Here is a 15,575-nt window from a genome sequence, read left to right as displayed (position 1 = left end):
AAGGGCGCCGGTCATTCACGAAGCGTGAAATGCAACAGACCGCGCGGCACGTGACCCGGCGGAAGCTGCCGCAGGGGGTAAGCTGCACCGCGGCGGCCCCGAGGTCGAGCCGGGGTTCGGGCCGGGGTTCGGGCCGGCGGCTCACGGATTGAGCCGTGTCACAGTCCAGGGCGCCTCGGGCGAGTCGCGCCGCCAGCGGAACCGGTCATGCAACCGGAAGGCGCCATCGGCCCAGAACTCGATCTCGAGAGGCCGGATCCGGATCCCGCCCCAGAACGGCGGGCGCGAGGGGTTCGGACCCTGCCGGAGCGTGACCTTCGCCACCTCGGCCATCAGCGCCGCCCGGCTTTCCAGCGGGCGGCTCTGCTGCGAGGCCCAGGCGCCCAGCCGGGATTTCAGCGATCGCGAGGCATAGTAGGCATCCGCCTGCTCGCCCTCCTCTCTCTCGGTCAGCCCCCGCACCCGGATCTGCCGGCGCAGGGACTTCCAGTGCATGACGAAGGCCGCGGAACCGGCCTGGGCGATTTCGTCGGCCTTCACGCTACCATAGTTCGTGTAAAACACGAATCCACCCCCGATGCGTCCACCAGCGGTTTCTCGCGGCTCGATCTCCTTGAGAAGCACCATCCGCGCATTGGGCAGCCCCGCGGCATCGACCGTGGCCAGCGCGATCGCGTTGGGATCGTTGATCTCGGTCGCCTCGGCCTCGGCCAGCCAGGCCCGGGCGATCTCGAAGGGGTCGTCGCCGGCGAAAATGCCGTCTCTGTCGCTGCTCATGTCCGTCTTCCGCTGGAACCGGCCGCGGCCGGCGTGGTCGCGACGTTCCGCCCGGCAAGGGCGCGGAGCCGCGGTCCGCTGCCCTTGATGAAGCTTGGATCATCGCCTAATGGTCGGGCACTTGACGCAATGTGCGCGGGGGAAAAGAAATGTCAAACGGCCTCATGGCGGGCAAGCGCGGTCTCATCATGGGCCTGGCGAACGATAAATCCATTGCCTGGGGGATCGCGAAGGCGCTCGCCGAGCAGGGCGCCGAGATCGCGCTCTCGTATCAGGGCGAGGCGCTGAAGAAGCGGGTCGAGCCGCTGGCCGCGCAGATCAACTGCACCCAGATCCACGAATGCGACGTCGGCGACCCGGCCTCGGTCGAGGCGTGCTTCGGCGCGCTGAAGGCGGCCTGGGGCACGATGGACTTCGTCGTCCACGCGATCGGCTTCTCCGACAAGAACGAGCTGCGCGGCCGCTATGTCGATACATCGGCCGAGAATTTCCGGATGACGATGGACATTTCGGTCTTCTCGTTCACCACCGTGTGCCGCCACGCGACCGCGATGATGACCCCCGGCGGCGCCTGCCTGACGCTGACCTATTACGGCGCGGAAAAGGTGATGCCGCATTACAACGTCATGGGCGTCGCCAAGGCCGCGCTCGAGGCGAGCGTGAAGTACCTTGCCGAGGACCTTGGCAAGGACGGCATCCGCGTCAACGCGATCTCGGCCGGGCCGATCAAGACGCTGGCCGCATCGGGGATCGGCGACTTCCGCTACATCCTGAAATGGAACGAGCTGAACTCGCCGCTGCGGCGCAATGTCACGCAGGACGAGGTCGGGAAATCGGCGCTGTACCTGCTGTCGGATCTCGGCTCGGGCGTGACCGGCGAGACCCACCATGTCGATGCCGGCTATCACGCCGTGGGCATGAAGGCGGTGGACGCGCCCGACATCGACGTCGTGACGGGCCGCAAGGACCACTGAGATGACGCCCGCGGCCGCTGCGTCGATCTTGGCCACGATCTGGTTCGTGCACCTGCTGGCGGCGATCTCGCCGGGGCCGGCGGTGCTGATGGCCGCGCGGACCGGGATGACGCAGGGGGCCGCGCGCGGGGTGGCGCTGGCGGCGGGACTGGCGCTGGGGGCCTGCACCTGGGCGGCGGCGGCGATGTTCGGGCTGCGGCTGGTGTTCGAGGTCGCGCCCGGGCTGATGCTGGCGCTGCGGCTGGCGGGGGCGGCCTACCTGATGTGGCTGGCCGTCGCGATGTGGCGCGGCGCGCGCGATCCGCTGCCGGCCGTGACCGAGGCTGCGCCCGGGGGCGTGCCCGGCGGATCGGGGCCGCGGAGCGGCGGACCGGGGCCGCGGCACGGCGTCGGGGCGACCGTCCTGCGCGGGCTGGGCGTGCAGCTGGCCAATCCCAAGCCCGCGGTGTTCTTCGGCGCGGTCTTCGCGAGCCTGGTGCCGGCGCAGGCCGGCCCGGGCCTGCAGGCCGCGATCCTGGCCGCGGTGGCGATGAACGAGTTCGTGTGGACCGCGCTGGTGGCCCGGGTCTTCGCCGCGCCGCGGGTGCGGGCGGGATATGCCCGGCTGAAGGCCGTGATCGACCGTTGCTTCGGCGGGCTGCTGGCCGCGCTGGGGCTGAAACTGGCGCTGAGCTGAGGGCCGGGCCGCGGGGTCCGGCGACCCGGGCCGGGCGGCACGCCCCGGCCGGGCCGAGCCGAGGGAGAGAGAGATGAACGACCGCCTGCCGCACGAGAAGGGCTTTCACGTCAGCTGGGACCAGCTGCACCGCGACGCGCGGGCGCTGGCCTGGCGGCTGGACGGGCTGGCGCCCGAGGGGGGCTGGCGCGCGATCGTCGCGATCACCCGCGGCGGGCTCGTGCCCGGCATGGTGCTGAGCCGCGAGCTGGACATCCGGGTCGTCGACACGATCTCGGTCAAGAGCTACGACAACCAGCAGCAGCGCGAGGCGGTGGTGACGAAATCGCCGCAGGCCGAGCTGATGGGCGACGGGTCGGGGATCCTGGTGGTCGACGACCTCGTGGACACCGGCAAGACGCTGGATCTGGTGCGCAGGCTCTATCCCCGCGCGCATTTCGCCACCGTCTACGCCAAGCCCAAGGGCCGGCCGCTGGTCGACACCTATGTCACCGAGGTAAGCCAGGACACCTGGATCTTCTTCCCCTGGGACATGGCGCTGCAATACGTGCAGCCCTACCGCGGCAAGGAGTGACCGGTGCCGCCGGGGGCGCTGCCCCCGGACCCCCGGGATATTTGGACCAATGCGAAAGAGGGGCCGCGATCGGTCCCGGGAGTGACGAGATGGCCCTGCCCCTCAACCCCGCGATGGCCGCGACCTTCTCGCCGCCGGTGCCCGAGGCCCGGCGCTGGATCGAGGGGGTCTCGTTCCCGGCCGACCGGCCGCTGCTGAACGTGAGCCAGGCCGCGCCGGTCGACCCGCCCCCCGAGGCGCTGCGCCGCGCGCTGGCCGAGGCGGTGGTGAGCGATCCCGCGCTGCATCTCTATGGCCCGGTCCTGGGCATGGGCGCGCTGCGCGAGCAGGTGGCGGCGGACTGGTCGGCGGCCTATGGCGGCCAGATCCGGCCGGGACAGGTCGCGATCACCCAGGGCTGCAACCAGGCGTTCTGCGCGGTGATGTCGACGCTGGCGGGCGCGGGCGACGAGGTGATCCTGCCGACGCCGTGGTATTTCAACCACAAGATGTGGCTGGACATGCAGGGGGTGCGCGCGGTGCCGCTGGCGACCGGCCCGACGCTGATCCCCGAGCCCGAGGCGGCGCGGGCGCTGATCGGGCCGCGGACGCGGGCGATCGTGCTTGTCAGCCCGAACAACCCCGGCGGGGTCGAATATCCGGCCGAGACGCTCGCGGGGTTCCGCGACCTTGCGCGCGCGGCCGGGATCGCGCTGATCGTCGACGAGACCTATCGCGATTTCGACGGCCGCGACGGCGCGCCGCATGCGCTGTTCGCCGATCCCGGCTGGGACGAGGTGCTGATCCAGCTTTACAGCTTCTCGAAGGCCTACCGGCTGACCGGGCACCGCGTCGGCGCGATCGTGGCCGGCGAGGCGCGGCTGGCCGAGGTCGAGAAGTTCCTCGACACCGTCGCGATCTGCCCGAGCCAGGTCGGGCAGTATGCCGCGCTGTGGGGCATGCGCCACCTGCGCGACTGGGTCGCGGGCGAGCGCGCCGAGATCCTGGCGCGGCGCGACGCGATGCGGGCGGGCTTCGCGCGGCTGCCCGGGTGGCGGCTGCTGGGCTGCGGCGCCTATTTCGCCTATGTCGAGCATCCCGATCCGCGCCCCTCGCCCGAGTTCGCCCGGGCGCTGGTGCGCGAGGCGGGCGTGCTGACCCTGCCCGGCACCATGTTCATGCCCGAGGACGATCCCGCGGGCCTGCGCCAGCTGCGCATCGCCTTCGCCAATATCGACGTGCCCGCGATCACCATCCTGTTCGACAGGCTCGCCGCCCTGGCCCCCGGGCTTGCTCCGGCCGGGGCGAGGCCGTAAACAGCCGCGAACCGGGGACCAGAGAGGCAGGGCGCGACATGGCCACAAGCTTGCGCGGCAAGAAATCGAAGACGGTGTTCGGGGGCCTCGTGCTCCTGCTGCTGCTGGGCTTGGGCGGTTTCGGCGTGACCAACTTCGGCGGCTCGGCGCAGCAGGTCGCCTCGGTCGGCGGGCGCGACATCTCGGTCAACGACTATGGCCGCGCGCTGCAGAGCGAGCTGCAGGGCTTCTCGGCCCAGGTCGGCCAGCCGATCGGCATGAGCCAGGCCCAGGCGATGGGGCTGGACCGGGCCGTTCTGGGCCAGCTGGTGGCGATGGCCGCGCTGGACGACCGCGCGGCCGAGATCGGCATCTCGGCCGGTGACGAGGCGGTGCGCCAGCAGATCACCGCCGCCCGCGCCTTCCAGGGCGTGAACGGCCAGTTCGACCGCGAGCTTTACGTCGAGCAGCTGCGCCGGCAGGGCCTGACCCCGCAGGCCTTCGAGGCCCGGATCCGCGCCGATGCCGCGCGCTCGGTGCTGCAGGGCGCGGTCGCGGGCGGTGTCGCCGCGCCGCAGGACTATGTCGCGCGCGTCGCCGACTGGGCCGGCGAGACCCGCAGCTTCCGCTACGTGCGCCTGGCCGCCGAGGCGCTGGCCGCGCCGGTGCCCACGCCGTCCGATGCCGACCTGCAGGCCTGGCTCGAGGCGCATCCGGCCGATTTCACCGCGCCCGAGACCCGGGTGGTGCGCTATGCTTGGCTGTCGCCCGACGCGCTGCTGCCCTCGGTCGAGCTGGACGAGGCCGCGCTGCGCCAGGCCTACGAGGACCGGATCGAGGAATTCCGCCAGCCCGAGCGGCGCATGGTCGAGCGGCTGGTGTTCGGCACCGAGGACGAGGCCGCCGCCGCGAAGGCCGAGATCGAGGCCGGGCGCCGCAGCTTCGAGGATTTCGTCAACGACCGCGGGCTGACGCTCGAGGATGTCGACATGGGCGAGGTGACGAAGGACGCGCTGGGCGCCGCGGGCGACGGCGTGTTCGCGCTGGCCGGTCCCGGTGTCGCGGGGCCGTTCCAGACCGACCTCGGGCCGGCGCTGTTCTCGATGAACGCGATCCTCGAGGCGCGCGACGTCCCCTTCGAGGAGGCCCGGGCCGAGCTGTCGGACGAGGCCGCGATGGACCGCGCCCGCCGGATGATCGCCGACCGCCGCGCGTCCGTCGAGGATGCGCTGGCCGGCGGCGCCACGATCGAGGAGATCGGCGCCGAGGACGGGATGCAGACCGGCACCGTCGACGTGACCCAGGACGGCGCCGATGCCGATGGCTTCGCCGCCTATGCCGAGGTGCGCCAGGCCGCGTTCCAGACCCAGCCCGGCGATTTCGCCGAGGTGCACGACCTGTCGGATGGCGGGCTGTTCGCGATCGAGGTGACCGAGGTGCGCGAACCGGCGCTGCGGCCTCTGGACGCGGTGCGCCAGCAGGTCTCGGACGCCTGGACCGCCAATGCCACCGCCGAGGCGCTGACCGCGCAGGCCGGGACGCTGCTGGCCAAGCCCGATCTTGCCACCGCGGTCGCGGGCACCGGGCTTGAGGTCGTCGAGGTGTCGCCCGTCACCCGCGACGGCTTTGTCGAGGGGCTGCCGCAGGGCGCGGTGGCGAAGGTCTTCACCCTGCCCGAGGGCGGCACGCTCGCCCTGCCCGACCCGGCCAGCGGCACGGCGCTGGCGATCCGGCTGGAAAGCATCGCGGCCCCGCCGGCCGACGATCCGGGCCGGGGCGGCATCGCCCAGCAGATCGGCCAGTCGATCGCGCAGGATGCGCTGGAGCTTTACACGCGCGCCGCGCAGGACATGGCCGGTGTCAGCATCAACCAGTCCGCCGTGAACGCGGTGAACGCGCAGATGAACTGACGCGACCGGCCGCCCCGGCGGCCGCGCGGCAAGACTGCGGCCGCAGGGCCGCAGGCAAGACCGGCGGCTGCCCCGCCGCTGACAAGACGCCGGCGGCCCTGCCGCAAGCCGGACGCCGGCGGCCCGCCGCAGACCATGATGGCGGCCCCGCCGCCCCGAGATCCCCGCGGCGTTGCCGCGCCACAGACCCGGCGGCGCTGCCGCGATTCAGACCCCGGCGGCCTTGCCGCGCTTCAGACCAAGGACGAGACCAGTGGCACTTACCCCCAGCTATGCCGATTTCGAGGCCGGTTACGACGCGGGGAAGAACCAGCTCGTCTGGACGCGGCTTGCGGCCGATCTCGACACGCCGGTCTCGCTGATGCTCAAGCTCAGCGACGCGGGCCCGCTGAGCTTCCTTCTGGAAAGCGTCACCGGCGGCGAGGTGCGCGGGCGGTATTCGGTGATCGGCATGAAGCCCGACCTGATCTGGGACTGCCGCGGCACCACCGCGCGGATCAACCGGCAGGCCCGGTTCGATGCCGATGCCTTCGTCGACGAGGCGGCGGACCCGCTCGCCTCGCTGCGCGCGCTGCTTGCCGAAAGCCGCATCGAGATGCCCGAGGGGCTGCCGCCGATCGCCTCGGGGCTGTTCGGCTATCTGGGCTATGACATGATCCGGCTGGTCGAGCACCTGCCCAACATCAATCCCGACCCGATCGGCGCGCCCGACGCGATGCTGCTGCGCCCCTCGGTCGTGGCGGTGCTGGACGGCGTGAAGGGCGAGGTCACCGTGGTCTCGCCGGCCTGGGCCGGGTCGGGCCTGTCGGCGCGCGCCGCTTATGCCCAGGCGGCCGAGCGGGTGATGGACGCGGTGCGCGACCTCGACCGGCAGGCGGGCGAGACGCGGTCGCTGGGCGAGGCCTCGGCGGTCGGCGAGCCGGTGTCGAACTTCGCGCGGGCCGACTACCTGGCCGCGGTCGAGACGGCCAAGGACTACATCCGCGCGGGCGACATCTTCCAGGTGGTGCCCTCGCAGCGCTGGTCGATGGACTTCCCGCTGCCACCCTTCGCGCTGTATCGCAGCCTGCGGCGCACCAACCCCTCGCCGTTCCTGTTCTACTTCAACATGGACGGCTTCGACATCGTCGGCGCCAGCCCCGAGATCCTCGTGCGGCTGCGCGAGGGCGAGGTGACGATCCGCCCGATCGCCGGCACCCGGCCCCGCGGCGCCACGCCCGAGCAGGATCTGGCGCTGGAGGCCGAGCTGCTGGCCGACAAGAAGGAACTGGCCGAGCACCTGATGCTGCTGGACCTCGGGCGCAACGACGTCGGCCGGGTGGCGAAGATCGGCACCGTCAAGCCGACCGAGAAGTTCATCATCGAGCGCTACAGCCACGTGATGCACATCGTCTCGAACGTCACGGGCGAGATCGCCGAGGGCGAGGACGCGCTGTCGGCGCTGCTCGCGGGGCTGCCGGCGGGCACCGTCTCGGGCGCGCCGAAGGTGCGGGCGATGGAGATCATCGACGAGCTGGAGCCCGAGAAGCGCGGCATCTACGGCGGCGGCGCGGGCTATTTCGCGGCCAATGGCGAGATGGACATGTGCATCGCGCTGCGCACGGCCGTGGTCAAGGACGGCAAGCTTTACGTGCAGGCCGGCGGCGGCGTCGTCTTCGACAGCGACCCGGAAGCCGAATGGCAGGAGACCGTCAACAAGTCGCGCGCCCTGATGCGCGCGGCCGAGGATGCGGGCCTGTTCGCGCGCGGTCGCGGCAATTCCTGAGCCGGGTCAGTAGTGGCAGCGGCTCAGTAATGATAGCGGCACTGGGCGATCTCCAGCGCCTGTGCCGCGCCGGTGCCGCTGACCCGGTAGACCAGCCGATGCTCTGACGTGATCCGGCGCGACCACCAGCCCGACAGGTCGCCGCGCAGCGCCTCGGGCTTGCCGGTGCCGGCGAAGGGTGTGCGCAGGCATTCGCGGATCAGCCCGCTCAGCCGTTCGCACAGCTTCGGATCGGTCGCGCGCCAGTGCTGGCAATCGTCCCAGCCGGTGTCAGAGAAGATCAGCCGCATCCACCGCGCACCCCTGCCCGGCCTCAAGCTCGGTGATCGCGGCGCGCAGGCGCGCGGCATTGGCAGGCGAGGTCAGCAGGTGCAGCGTGGTCTGGATCGCGTCCCATTCCGCCTTGCCCACGATCACCACCGCCTCTTGCCCGGACCGGGTGACGACGGTTTCCTCGCGGTCGTGGATCGCCCGGTCCATCACCGCCTTCAGCTGCTTGCGGGCGTCGGTATAGGTCAGGATGTCCATCGCTCGGCCCTCCACGGCTGGAACAGCATGTGTACATCATTCGGTACAAGTCAAGACGGCCGGGGCGCGCGGCGCTTGCGACCTGCCCCCGTGCGGTCTAAGAGGCGCGCGATCCTTCGCACATCAAGCCCGAGGCCCCGATGATCCCGCGCTATGCCCGCCCCGAGATGGTCGCCATCTGGTCGCCCGAGACCAAGTTCAAGATCTGGTACGAGATCGAGGCCCATGCCTGCGACGCCCAGGCCGATCTGGGCGTGATCCCGCGCGAGAATGCGGACGCCGTCTGGAAGGCGAAGGACGTCGAGTTCGACGTCGACCGCATCGACGAGATCGAGGCCGTCACCAAGCATGACGTCATCGCCTTCCTCACCCACCTGGCCGAGCATGTCGGGTCGGACGAGGCGCGCTTCGTCCACCAGGGCATGACCTCGTCCGACGTGCTCGACACCTGCCTGAACGTGCAGCTGGTGCGCGCCGCCGACATCCTGCTGGCCGACATGGACCGCGTGCTGGCCGCGCTGAAGACCCGCGCCTTCGAGCACAAGATGACCGTGCGCGTCGGCCGCAGCCACGGCATCCATGCCGAGCCCACCACCATGGGCCTGACCTTCGCGCGCTTCTACGCCGAGATGGACCGCAACAAGGCCCGCCTGCAGGCCGCGCGCGAAGAGATCGCGACCGGCGCGATCTCGGGCGCGGTCGGCACCTTCGCCAACATCGACCCGGCGGTCGAGGAGCATGTCTGCGCCAAGCTGGGTCTGCGCCCCGAGCCGATCTCGACCCAGGTCATCCCGCGCGACCGCCACGCGATGTTCTTCGCGGTGCTGGGCGTGATCGCCTCGTCGATCGAGAATGTCGCGATCGAGATCCGCCACATGCAGCGCACCGAGGTGCTGGAGGGGGCCGAATTCTTCTCGATGGGCCAGAAGGGGTCTTCGGCGATGCCGCACAAGAAGAACCCGGTGCTGACCGAGAACCTGACGGGCCTTGCCCGCCTCGTGCGGATGACGGTGATCCCGGCGATGGAGAACGTGGCGCTCTGGCACGAGCGCGACATCTCGCATTCCTCGGTCGAGCGCGGGATCGCGCCCGATGCGACGATCACGCTGGATTTCGCGCTGAACCGGCTGGCGGGCGTGGTCGAGAAGATGCTGATCTTCCCGCAGAACATGCTCGACAACATGAACAAGTTCCCCGGGCTGGTGATGTCGCAGCGCGTGCTTCTGGCGCTGACCCAGGCCGGCGTCAGCCGCGAGGACGCCTATTCCATGGTCCAGCGCAACGCGCTGAAGGTCTGGGAAGAGCGGCTTGATTTCCGCCAGCTGCTGCTGGCCGACAAGGAGGTCGTGGCGGCCCTGGGCGAGGATGGCATCAACGCCAAGTTCGACATGGACTATCACACCAAGCATGTCGACACGATCTTCCGGCGCGTGTTCGGCGCCGCCTGAGCCGAGGCCACCGGCGCGATGATCCCGGCCCGTCCCCGCTTTCCGGGAGCGGGCCGCTTCGTGTGTCACGGCCGCGTGATTTGGGCCGACTCGGGCCGGGATGCTTCCCTTGCGTCACCCGCAACCCCGAGGAGAGACCCGATGACGATCCGCGCCGCGCTGACCCTTCCCGCCCTTCTCCTGCTGTCGCTGGCCCCCGGGCTGGCGCTGGCCTCGCCGAACTGCGACCGCTCGGTGTCGATGACCTGTGCCGAGGGCACGGTCTGGGACGCCGCCACCCGCAGCTGCATCGCCACCACCAGCTGATCCGGCCGCCCGCGGGCCGGCGGGCCGCGCGGCTGGCGGTGGACGGGCCGGGGGGCGGCGTCGCGCCCCGGAGGCCGGCCGCCGGCGCGGCGATCTCAAGCCTGCCTTAACCCGCGCCGGGGCATCCTTGCGGCGGGCCGGTTCCCGGCCCTGTCCGACGGGGCCGGCACCTGCCGCCGGCCGCCCCCCCGCGGGCACAGCCCGGAGCAGGAGCCGGAATGGAAGATGGCCGATCTGACCCCTTACGCCCCAAGGGGCGGAGCCTTGCGCTTCGATGACGATTTCGGACCGGCGGCCCCCGCCCGCACGCGCCAGCTCTCGGGTCGCGAGAAGGCGGCGATCATCGTGCGGCTGATGGTGCAGGAGGGGGCCGAGCTGCCGCTGTCCGACCTGCCCGAGGACCTGCAGGCCGTGCTGGCCGAGCAGATCGGCACCATGCGCTCGGTCGATCGCGACACGCTGGACCAGGTGGTGGCCGAATTCATCGGCGGCATCGAATCGATCGGCCTGTCGTTCCCCGACGGGCTGACCGGGGCGCTAGACCTGCTGGGGGGGCAGCTGTCCTCGACCACGGCCAGCCGGCTGCGCCGCATCGCCGGCGCCACCCAGAAGGGCGACCCCTGGCAGCGGATCGCCGGGCTCGAGGCCGACCGGCTGCTGCCGGTGCTGAACGAGGAAAGCATCGAGATCGGGGCGGTGCTGCTGTCGAAGCTGTCGATCTCGAAGGCGGCCGAGCTGCTGGAGCGGTTGCCGGGCGACCGGGCGCGGCGGATCGCCTATGCGGTGTCGCTGACCGGCAATGTCGATCCCGACACGGTGCTGAGCATCGGCAAGTCGCTGGCCGCGCAGCTGGATGCCGAGCCGCCCAAGGCCTTCGACCAGGGGCCGGTGCAGCGGGTGGGCGCGATCCTGAACCAGTCCAAGGCCGCGACCCGCGACGACGTGCTGGCCGGCCTGGACGAGGCCGATGCCGATTTCGCCAACGAGGTGCGCAAGGCGATCTTCACCTTCTCCAACATCCCGCGCCGGATCGAGGGGCGCGACGTGCCGAAGGTGGTCAAGATGGTCGAGCCCTCGGCGCTGATCCAGATCGTCGCCGGCGCGCAGGGCGCCGACCGCGAGGCGGTGGACTACGTGCTGTCGAACATGTCGCAGCGCATGGCGCAGTCGATCCGCGACGAGGCGCAGGCGGTCAAGCCGAAGGCCAAGGATGTCGAGGCGGCGATGGGCGACGTGGTGACGGCGATTCGCACGCTCGAGGGCCGGGGAGAGCTGTTCCTGATCGCCGCCGACGAGGAGTGACGCCCCGACCCGCCGCCCGCCGCCTCCCGGCGGCCGGTGGCCGACCCGTCGCGGCGCGTCTGGCGGCCCGGTCTGGCGCCCGGCGTCCGCCCGCCGTCGATGCCGCAGTGCGGCACCGACGGGTGGCTTGCGGGGAATTCTGCACCGCGGCACGGCTGATCGCACCGCCGCATGCGGCAGTGCGGCATCCGCACCCCGGGCACCAAGTGGCTGTCCGGGCGGGACGACCCTCTGCCGTGGCCCCGGACCGGGCCTCCGGGCGTGCCGTCCCATGCCGCGCAGCAAGCCTTGGCGCCGGGCGCAGGCTCGCTGCGCAGCGACGCCGGCCCGACACTACCCTCCGCCGCCGCCCCCCTGCGCTCGGGACGGGGCACCGCGGCCCCGGTCAGCCCCGTCCCGGCCCCGCCGCCCCATCCGCGCCACCACGCCCTAGGTTCTTTTCACACTCGGGCACCGTTTTCCGCCTGCCGCCGTGACGTGGGCCAGATGGCGACCAGACCGCAGCGAGCGATGCCGTCACCCGGTCATCGCCCTGGTGCCGTGCCATCGGGTATCCGGCGCATATGCCTCTCCACCGCGCGGAACCGCGATGCCATCCGGGCCATGGCGACTGAACACGGCGAGCGGCGCCGTTGGCGTCTTGGCACTGTGGCGCCGTGCCATCGGGTGGTCGGCATCGGCGGATTTGTCCCTCGATCGGATCATGTCCTGGTGTCGGTCGAGCGATCGCGCCCTGATCACGGCGAGCGGGGCCGGCGCCGTGTCATCGCTGTTCCGCGGAGCCACCGGGACATGGGCGTCGGCGGCTTTGTCCCTGCACGTCGCGACGCCGTGACGCCGGTCGGGCGAGAGTGCCCGGATTCCGCTGAGCCGCCGAAGCCGGGTGATCGCCGTGGTACCGTACCGGCGGGCCGTGGGGCTTGGGGGCATCGTCCTGTGCCGGGCGCGGCTGCGGCGCTGGTTGGGCGGCGGCGCGCAGGGGGCGGCGCGACACTGAACCCGTTGAAACGGAGCGTCGTAGTGGTGCGCGGACGGTGTCGGCGACGGCTCGCGTGCCGGGCCTCGGCCAGGGGGCGGTCGGCGTGGGGTGGTCGGGTCCCGATAGCGATGACCCGTCGCCGCCGGCCATTGGGCAGCCGGACCCGGTTGCGCGGATCGCGCGGGTGTCGGGGTCTTGCGAGCCGGGTTTCAGGGCGCCGATGGCCCCGTGCGACCGGGCGTCACGGTCATTCGGGGGGGTGACGCGCCAAGCCGGTGACGTCGCGCGGCGTGCGGGGGATCGCTGCGCCGGCGCGGGCGGCGTTCGGTCGACCTGGGCGCGCGCAGAGTGCCGCACCGCCGTGCCGCATCGTCGTGCGGCGGCGCGGATTGTGCCCTGTCGCAGAGGCGGATAGCGTCCGGCCGGTTCCCTGTCGACCGACCTGCAAGGTGACCATGCCCAGCCTCTCCCTCTCCCGCAGCCTGAGCCGCAGCCTGAGCCCGACGGCGCAGGGCATCCTGACCATGCTGCTGGGGCTTGTGTTCTACACGCTGATGGACGCGATGGCGAAGCACCTGGGCGAGCGCTACGCGAGCCTGCAGGTGGTCTGGGCGCGCTACGCGGTGCAGACCGCGCTGCTGATGGTGCTGTTCGCGCCGCGGCTGGGGCAGGTGCTGCGGACGCGGGCGCCGGGGCTGCAGGCGGCACGCTCGGTGTTCCAGTTCGGCGCGACGGCGCTGTTCTTCGGCGCGCTGCCCTTCGTCGGGCTGGCAGAGGCCACGGCGATCATGGACGTGAACCCGGTGCTGATCACGCTGGGCGCGGCGCTGGTGCTGGGAGAGCGGCTGGGGCCGCGGCGGATCGTGGGCATCGCGCTGGCGCTGACCGGGGCGCTGATCGTGATCCGTCCCGGCAGCGGCGTCTTCACCCCGGCGGCGCTGATGCCGCTGGCGGCCGCGGTCTGCTATGCGAGCTTCGCGGTGCTGACCCGGCGGCTGGGCAGCCGCGACCCGGTGCCGACCTCGTTGATCTATGCCGGGCTGTTCGGAACCCTCGCCTCGACCGCGCTGCTGCCGGCGGTCTGGCAGCCGGTCGCGGCCGCCGACCTGCCGGGCTTCGTCATCGTCGGGCTGCTGGGAGCGGCGGGACAGCTGTGCCTGATCCGCGCCTTCACCATGGCCGAGGCCGGCGCGCTGGCCCCCTTCGGCTATACCGGCCTGATCCTTGCCGCGGTCTGGAGCTGGCTGTTCTGGGACCGGCTGCCTGACGTTCAGACATTCGTGGGAATGGTTGTGATCGCCGGGGCCGGACTTTATGTCTGGCACCGCGAGACCCGTGCCGACCGGCGCGCGGGGATGACCGGGGCCAAGGCCCCGCCGCCGCGCCCCGACCCCTGACCGCCCGGGCCCGCCGCCCGGCCCGACCGCCACCGCCGATAACCACCGCCGACCGCCACTGCCGATCACCCGAGCCGCCGCCCAACCTGCCGCGAAGACCCAGATGCCAGAGACCAACCCCGAGCCCCTGCCCCCGAGCCTCGCCGACAGGGTGAGCGACGCGGGCCTGCGCCTGCTGCTGGGGATCGGGCGCCGGCTGCCCTATCGCTGGCGGGTGCCGCTGACCGGGTGGCTGGCGGCGCGGCTGGTGGCGCCGCTGGCGGGATGGCCGCGCCGGATCCGCGAGAACCTTGCCCATGTCTGGCCCGACCTGCCCGAGGCCGAGCTGCGCCGGATGCTGGTCGCGGTGCCCGACAACATCGGGCGCACGGTGGCCGAGCTGTATTCGGGGCGCGAATTCGTCGACCGGGTGCGGCCGATCCCGCTCGAGGGGCCCGGCGCCGCCACGCTCGAGGCCGCGCGGGCCGAGAGCCGCCCGGTGGTGCTGGTCACCGGGCATTTCGGCAATTACGACGTCGCGCGCGCGGCGCTGATCGCCAAGGGCTTCCGGGTCGGCGGCCTCTACAAGCACATGAAGAACGCGCTGTTCGACGCGCATTACATCCGCGCGATCTCGACCCTGGGCGAGCCGCTGTTCCCGCGCGGCGCCAAGGGGCTGTCGGGGATGGTGCGGTTCCTGCGCACGGGCGGAATGCTGGGGATCGTCGTCGACCAGCACATGATGCACGGGCTGCCGCTGCGCTTTTTCGGACAGACCGCGATGACGGCGACCTCGGCCGCGGATCTGGCGCTGAAATACGACGCGCTGCTGGTGCCGATCTACGGCATCCGCCAGCCCGACGGGCTGACCTTCCGCATCCTCGTCGAGGCGCCGATCGCGCCCGGGACCCCCGAGGAGATGACCCAGGCGCTGAACGACAGCCTCGAGGCGCAGGTCCGCGCCCATCCCGAGCAGTGGTTCTGGGTGCACCGGCGCTGGAAGGGGCCGGGTGGCAAGAAGGGCTGGCGCGCGATCGTGGGCGCCCGGCGCTGACCGCGCACGTTCACGGGTGTGGTCAGGCGGGCCTCAGGCGGGCCTCAGGGGCGGCGCTCGGCCATCAGGCGGGTCAGCAGGTCGATCTGCTCCTGCTGGCGGGTCAGCATCGCCTTCAGGTCCTGCTCGCGCAGCCGGTCGAGCTTTTCGTGCAGCGCCATGATCTCGATCTCGGCCTTCAGGTTCACCTCGTAGTCATGCGCCGCGTCCAGCCGGTCCTTCGCGGCCTGCCGGTTCTGGCTCATCATGATCACCGGGGCCTGCAGCGCGGCAAGCATCGACAGCAGCAGGTTGAGGAAGATGAACGGGTACGGGTCGGGCGCGGCCCGGCCCAGCAGCCAGTTGCCCGCCGTCCAGCCCGCCAGCAGCCCGAGAAACAGCAGGATGAAGGTCCAGCTGCCGCCGAAGGCCGCGACGCGGTCGGCGACGCGCTGGCCCAGCGTCGCCTCGGCGTCGAAGCGGGCGTTGGTGTCGCGCGCGACATGTCCGTGCCGGGCGATGCGCCCCAGCACCGCCTGCAGCACCGGGGACAGGCGCGGGGTGGGCACGGCACCGGGCACGGGATCGGCGGGGGTCTGGGGGTCGTGGCTCATCGCGGGCTCCGGCAGGATGCGGCGGGCCGGCGGCGGGGC

General features: G+C 71.8%; 15 protein-coding genes. 11 read left to right on the top strand and 4 right to left on the bottom strand.

The genetic code is table 11. The features are described 5' to 3' along the window. Positions 1-141: 141 nt before the first annotated feature. A complete protein-coding gene (gene pdxH / locus V8J39_RS02730; RefSeq protein ID WP_336459332.1) occupies positions 142-777 on the bottom strand; it encodes a pyridoxamine 5'-phosphate oxidase in 636 nt (211 codons plus the stop codon). A 149-nt stretch (positions 778-926) separates the two neighbouring features. Between pdxH and fabI the strand changes: the two genes are divergently transcribed. The 6 genes from fabI (at position 927) to trpE (ending at position 7,950) form a co-directional block, all read left to right on the top strand. Then, positions 927-1,751 (top strand): enoyl-ACP reductase FabI, encoded by an 825-nt coding sequence (fabI, locus tag V8J39_RS02725; RefSeq protein ID WP_336459331.1) that lies wholly within the window; start codon positions 927-929, stop codon positions 1,749-1,751. Position 1,752: 1 nt separating this feature from the next. Next, positions 1,753-2,427, top strand: coding sequence for a LysE family transporter (locus V8J39_RS02720; protein ID WP_336459330.1), 675 nt, complete (start codon positions 1,753-1,755; stop codon positions 2,425-2,427). Positions 2,428-2,500: 73 nt separating this feature from the next. Next, complete coding sequence (gpt, locus tag V8J39_RS02715) at positions 2,501-3,001, top strand: xanthine phosphoribosyltransferase (protein ID WP_336459329.1); 501 nt, start codon at positions 2,501-2,503, stop codon at positions 2,999-3,001. A gap of 89 nt (positions 3,002-3,090) precedes the next feature. After that, the gene (locus tag V8J39_RS02710; RefSeq protein ID WP_336459328.1) at positions 3,091-4,296 is read left to right on the top strand and encodes an aminotransferase; all 1,206 of its coding nucleotides are present in this window, start codon (positions 3,091-3,093) and stop codon (positions 4,294-4,296) included. Between the two features lie 38 nt (positions 4,297-4,334). Further along, a complete protein-coding gene (locus V8J39_RS02705) occupies positions 4,335-6,185 on the top strand; it encodes a peptidylprolyl isomerase (RefSeq protein WP_336459327.1) in 1,851 nt (616 codons plus the stop codon). Positions 6,186-6,438: 253 nt separating this feature from the next. Further along, positions 6,439-7,950, top strand: a complete 1,512-nt coding sequence (gene trpE / locus V8J39_RS02700; protein ID WP_336459326.1) for an anthranilate synthase component I — start codon at positions 6,439-6,441, stop codon at positions 7,948-7,950. A gap of 23 nt (positions 7,951-7,973) precedes the next feature. Here the strand turns inward: trpE and V8J39_RS02695 are convergent, their stop codons facing one another. After that, positions 7,974-8,240 carry a Txe/YoeB family addiction module toxin gene (locus V8J39_RS02695; RefSeq protein ID WP_336459325.1) on the bottom strand — a complete coding sequence of 89 codons (267 nt, stop codon included), beginning with the start codon at positions 8,238-8,240 and terminating at the stop codon, positions 7,974-7,976. Next, positions 8,221-8,478 (bottom strand): type II toxin-antitoxin system Phd/YefM family antitoxin, encoded by a 258-nt coding sequence (locus V8J39_RS02690; RefSeq protein WP_336459324.1) that lies wholly within the window; start codon positions 8,476-8,478, stop codon positions 8,221-8,223. Before V8J39_RS02690 ends, V8J39_RS02695 begins: the two co-directional genes overlap by 20 nt. 140 nt (positions 8,479-8,618) lie before the next feature. On the opposite strand from V8J39_RS02690, the gene purB reads away from it, so the two are divergent. The 5 genes from purB (at position 8,619) to V8J39_RS02665 (ending at position 14,943) form a co-directional block, all read left to right on the top strand. Beyond that, complete coding sequence (gene purB / locus V8J39_RS02685; protein ID WP_336459323.1) at positions 8,619-9,926, top strand: adenylosuccinate lyase; 1,308 nt, start codon at positions 8,619-8,621, stop codon at positions 9,924-9,926. 141 nt (positions 9,927-10,067) lie between these two features. Then, positions 10,068-10,232: an adenylosuccinate lyase gene (locus V8J39_RS02680; protein ID WP_336459322.1), complete on the top strand. Its 165-nt coding sequence runs from the start codon at positions 10,068-10,070 to the stop codon at positions 10,230-10,232. Between the two features lie 225 nt (positions 10,233-10,457). After that, positions 10,458-11,534, top strand: coding sequence for a flagellar motor switch protein FliG (locus V8J39_RS02675; protein WP_442902540.1), 1,077 nt, complete (start codon positions 10,458-10,460; stop codon positions 11,532-11,534). A 1,434-nt stretch (positions 11,535-12,968) separates the two neighbouring features. Further along, a complete protein-coding gene (locus tag V8J39_RS02670; protein WP_336459320.1) occupies positions 12,969-13,910 on the top strand; it encodes a DMT family transporter in 942 nt (313 codons plus the stop codon). A gap of 103 nt (positions 13,911-14,013) precedes the next feature. After that, a complete protein-coding gene (locus tag V8J39_RS02665; protein ID WP_336459319.1) occupies positions 14,014-14,943 on the top strand; it encodes a lysophospholipid acyltransferase family protein in 930 nt (309 codons plus the stop codon). 44 nt (positions 14,944-14,987) lie between these two features. On the opposite strand, the gene V8J39_RS02660 is transcribed toward V8J39_RS02665, so the two are convergent. Next, positions 14,988-15,536 (bottom strand): DUF1003 domain-containing protein, encoded by a 549-nt coding sequence (locus V8J39_RS02660; RefSeq protein ID WP_336459318.1) that lies wholly within the window; start codon positions 15,534-15,536, stop codon positions 14,988-14,990. Positions 15,537-15,575 lie beyond the last annotated feature (39 nt).

It is taken from the genome of Frigidibacter sp. MR17.24 (genome assembly GCF_037095655.1).
Taxonomy (GTDB): Bacteria; Pseudomonadota; Alphaproteobacteria; order Rhodobacterales; family Rhodobacteraceae; genus Frigidibacter.
The sequence above is the reverse complement of the archived record's forward strand: the minus strand, read 5'-3'. Positions and strand labels throughout refer to the sequence as shown.

Bases quoted from the DNA above. Each gene is read 5' to 3' on its own strand.
- pdxH (WP_336459332.1), bottom strand. From the start codon at position 777: ATGAGCAGCGACAGAGACGGCATTTTCGCCGGCGACGACCCCTTCGAG.
- fabI (WP_336459331.1), top strand. From the start codon at position 927: ATGTCAAACGGCCTCATGGCGGGCAAGCGCGGTCTCATCATGGGCCTG.
- V8J39_RS02720 (WP_336459330.1), top strand. From the start codon at position 1,753: ATGACGCCCGCGGCCGCTGCGTCGATCTTGGCCACGATCTGGTTCGTG.
- gpt (WP_336459329.1), top strand. From the start codon at position 2,501: ATGAACGACCGCCTGCCGCACGAGAAGGGCTTTCACGTCAGCTGGGAC.
- V8J39_RS02710 (WP_336459328.1), top strand. From the start codon at position 3,091: ATGGCCCTGCCCCTCAACCCCGCGATGGCCGCGACCTTCTCGCCGCCG.
- V8J39_RS02705 (WP_336459327.1), top strand. From the start codon at position 4,335: ATGGCCACAAGCTTGCGCGGCAAGAAATCGAAGACGGTGTTCGGGGGC.
- V8J39_RS02695 (WP_336459325.1), bottom strand. From the start codon at position 8,240: ATGCGGCTGATCTTCTCTGACACCGGCTGGGACGATTGCCAGCACTGG.
- V8J39_RS02690 (WP_336459324.1), bottom strand. From the start codon at position 8,478: ATGGACATCCTGACCTATACCGACGCCCGCAAGCAGCTGAAGGCGGTG.
- purB (WP_336459323.1), top strand. From the start codon at position 8,619: ATGATCCCGCGCTATGCCCGCCCCGAGATGGTCGCCATCTGGTCGCCC.
- V8J39_RS02680 (WP_336459322.1), top strand. From the start codon at position 10,068: ATGACGATCCGCGCCGCGCTGACCCTTCCCGCCCTTCTCCTGCTGTCG.
- V8J39_RS02675 (WP_442902540.1), top strand. From the start codon at position 10,458: ATGGCCGATCTGACCCCTTACGCCCCAAGGGGCGGAGCCTTGCGCTTC.
- V8J39_RS02670 (WP_336459320.1), top strand. From the start codon at position 12,969: ATGCCCAGCCTCTCCCTCTCCCGCAGCCTGAGCCGCAGCCTGAGCCCG.
- V8J39_RS02665 (WP_336459319.1), top strand. From the start codon at position 14,014: ATGCCAGAGACCAACCCCGAGCCCCTGCCCCCGAGCCTCGCCGACAGG.
- V8J39_RS02660 (WP_336459318.1), bottom strand. From the start codon at position 15,536: ATGAGCCACGACCCCCAGACCCCCGCCGATCCCGTGCCCGGTGCCGTG.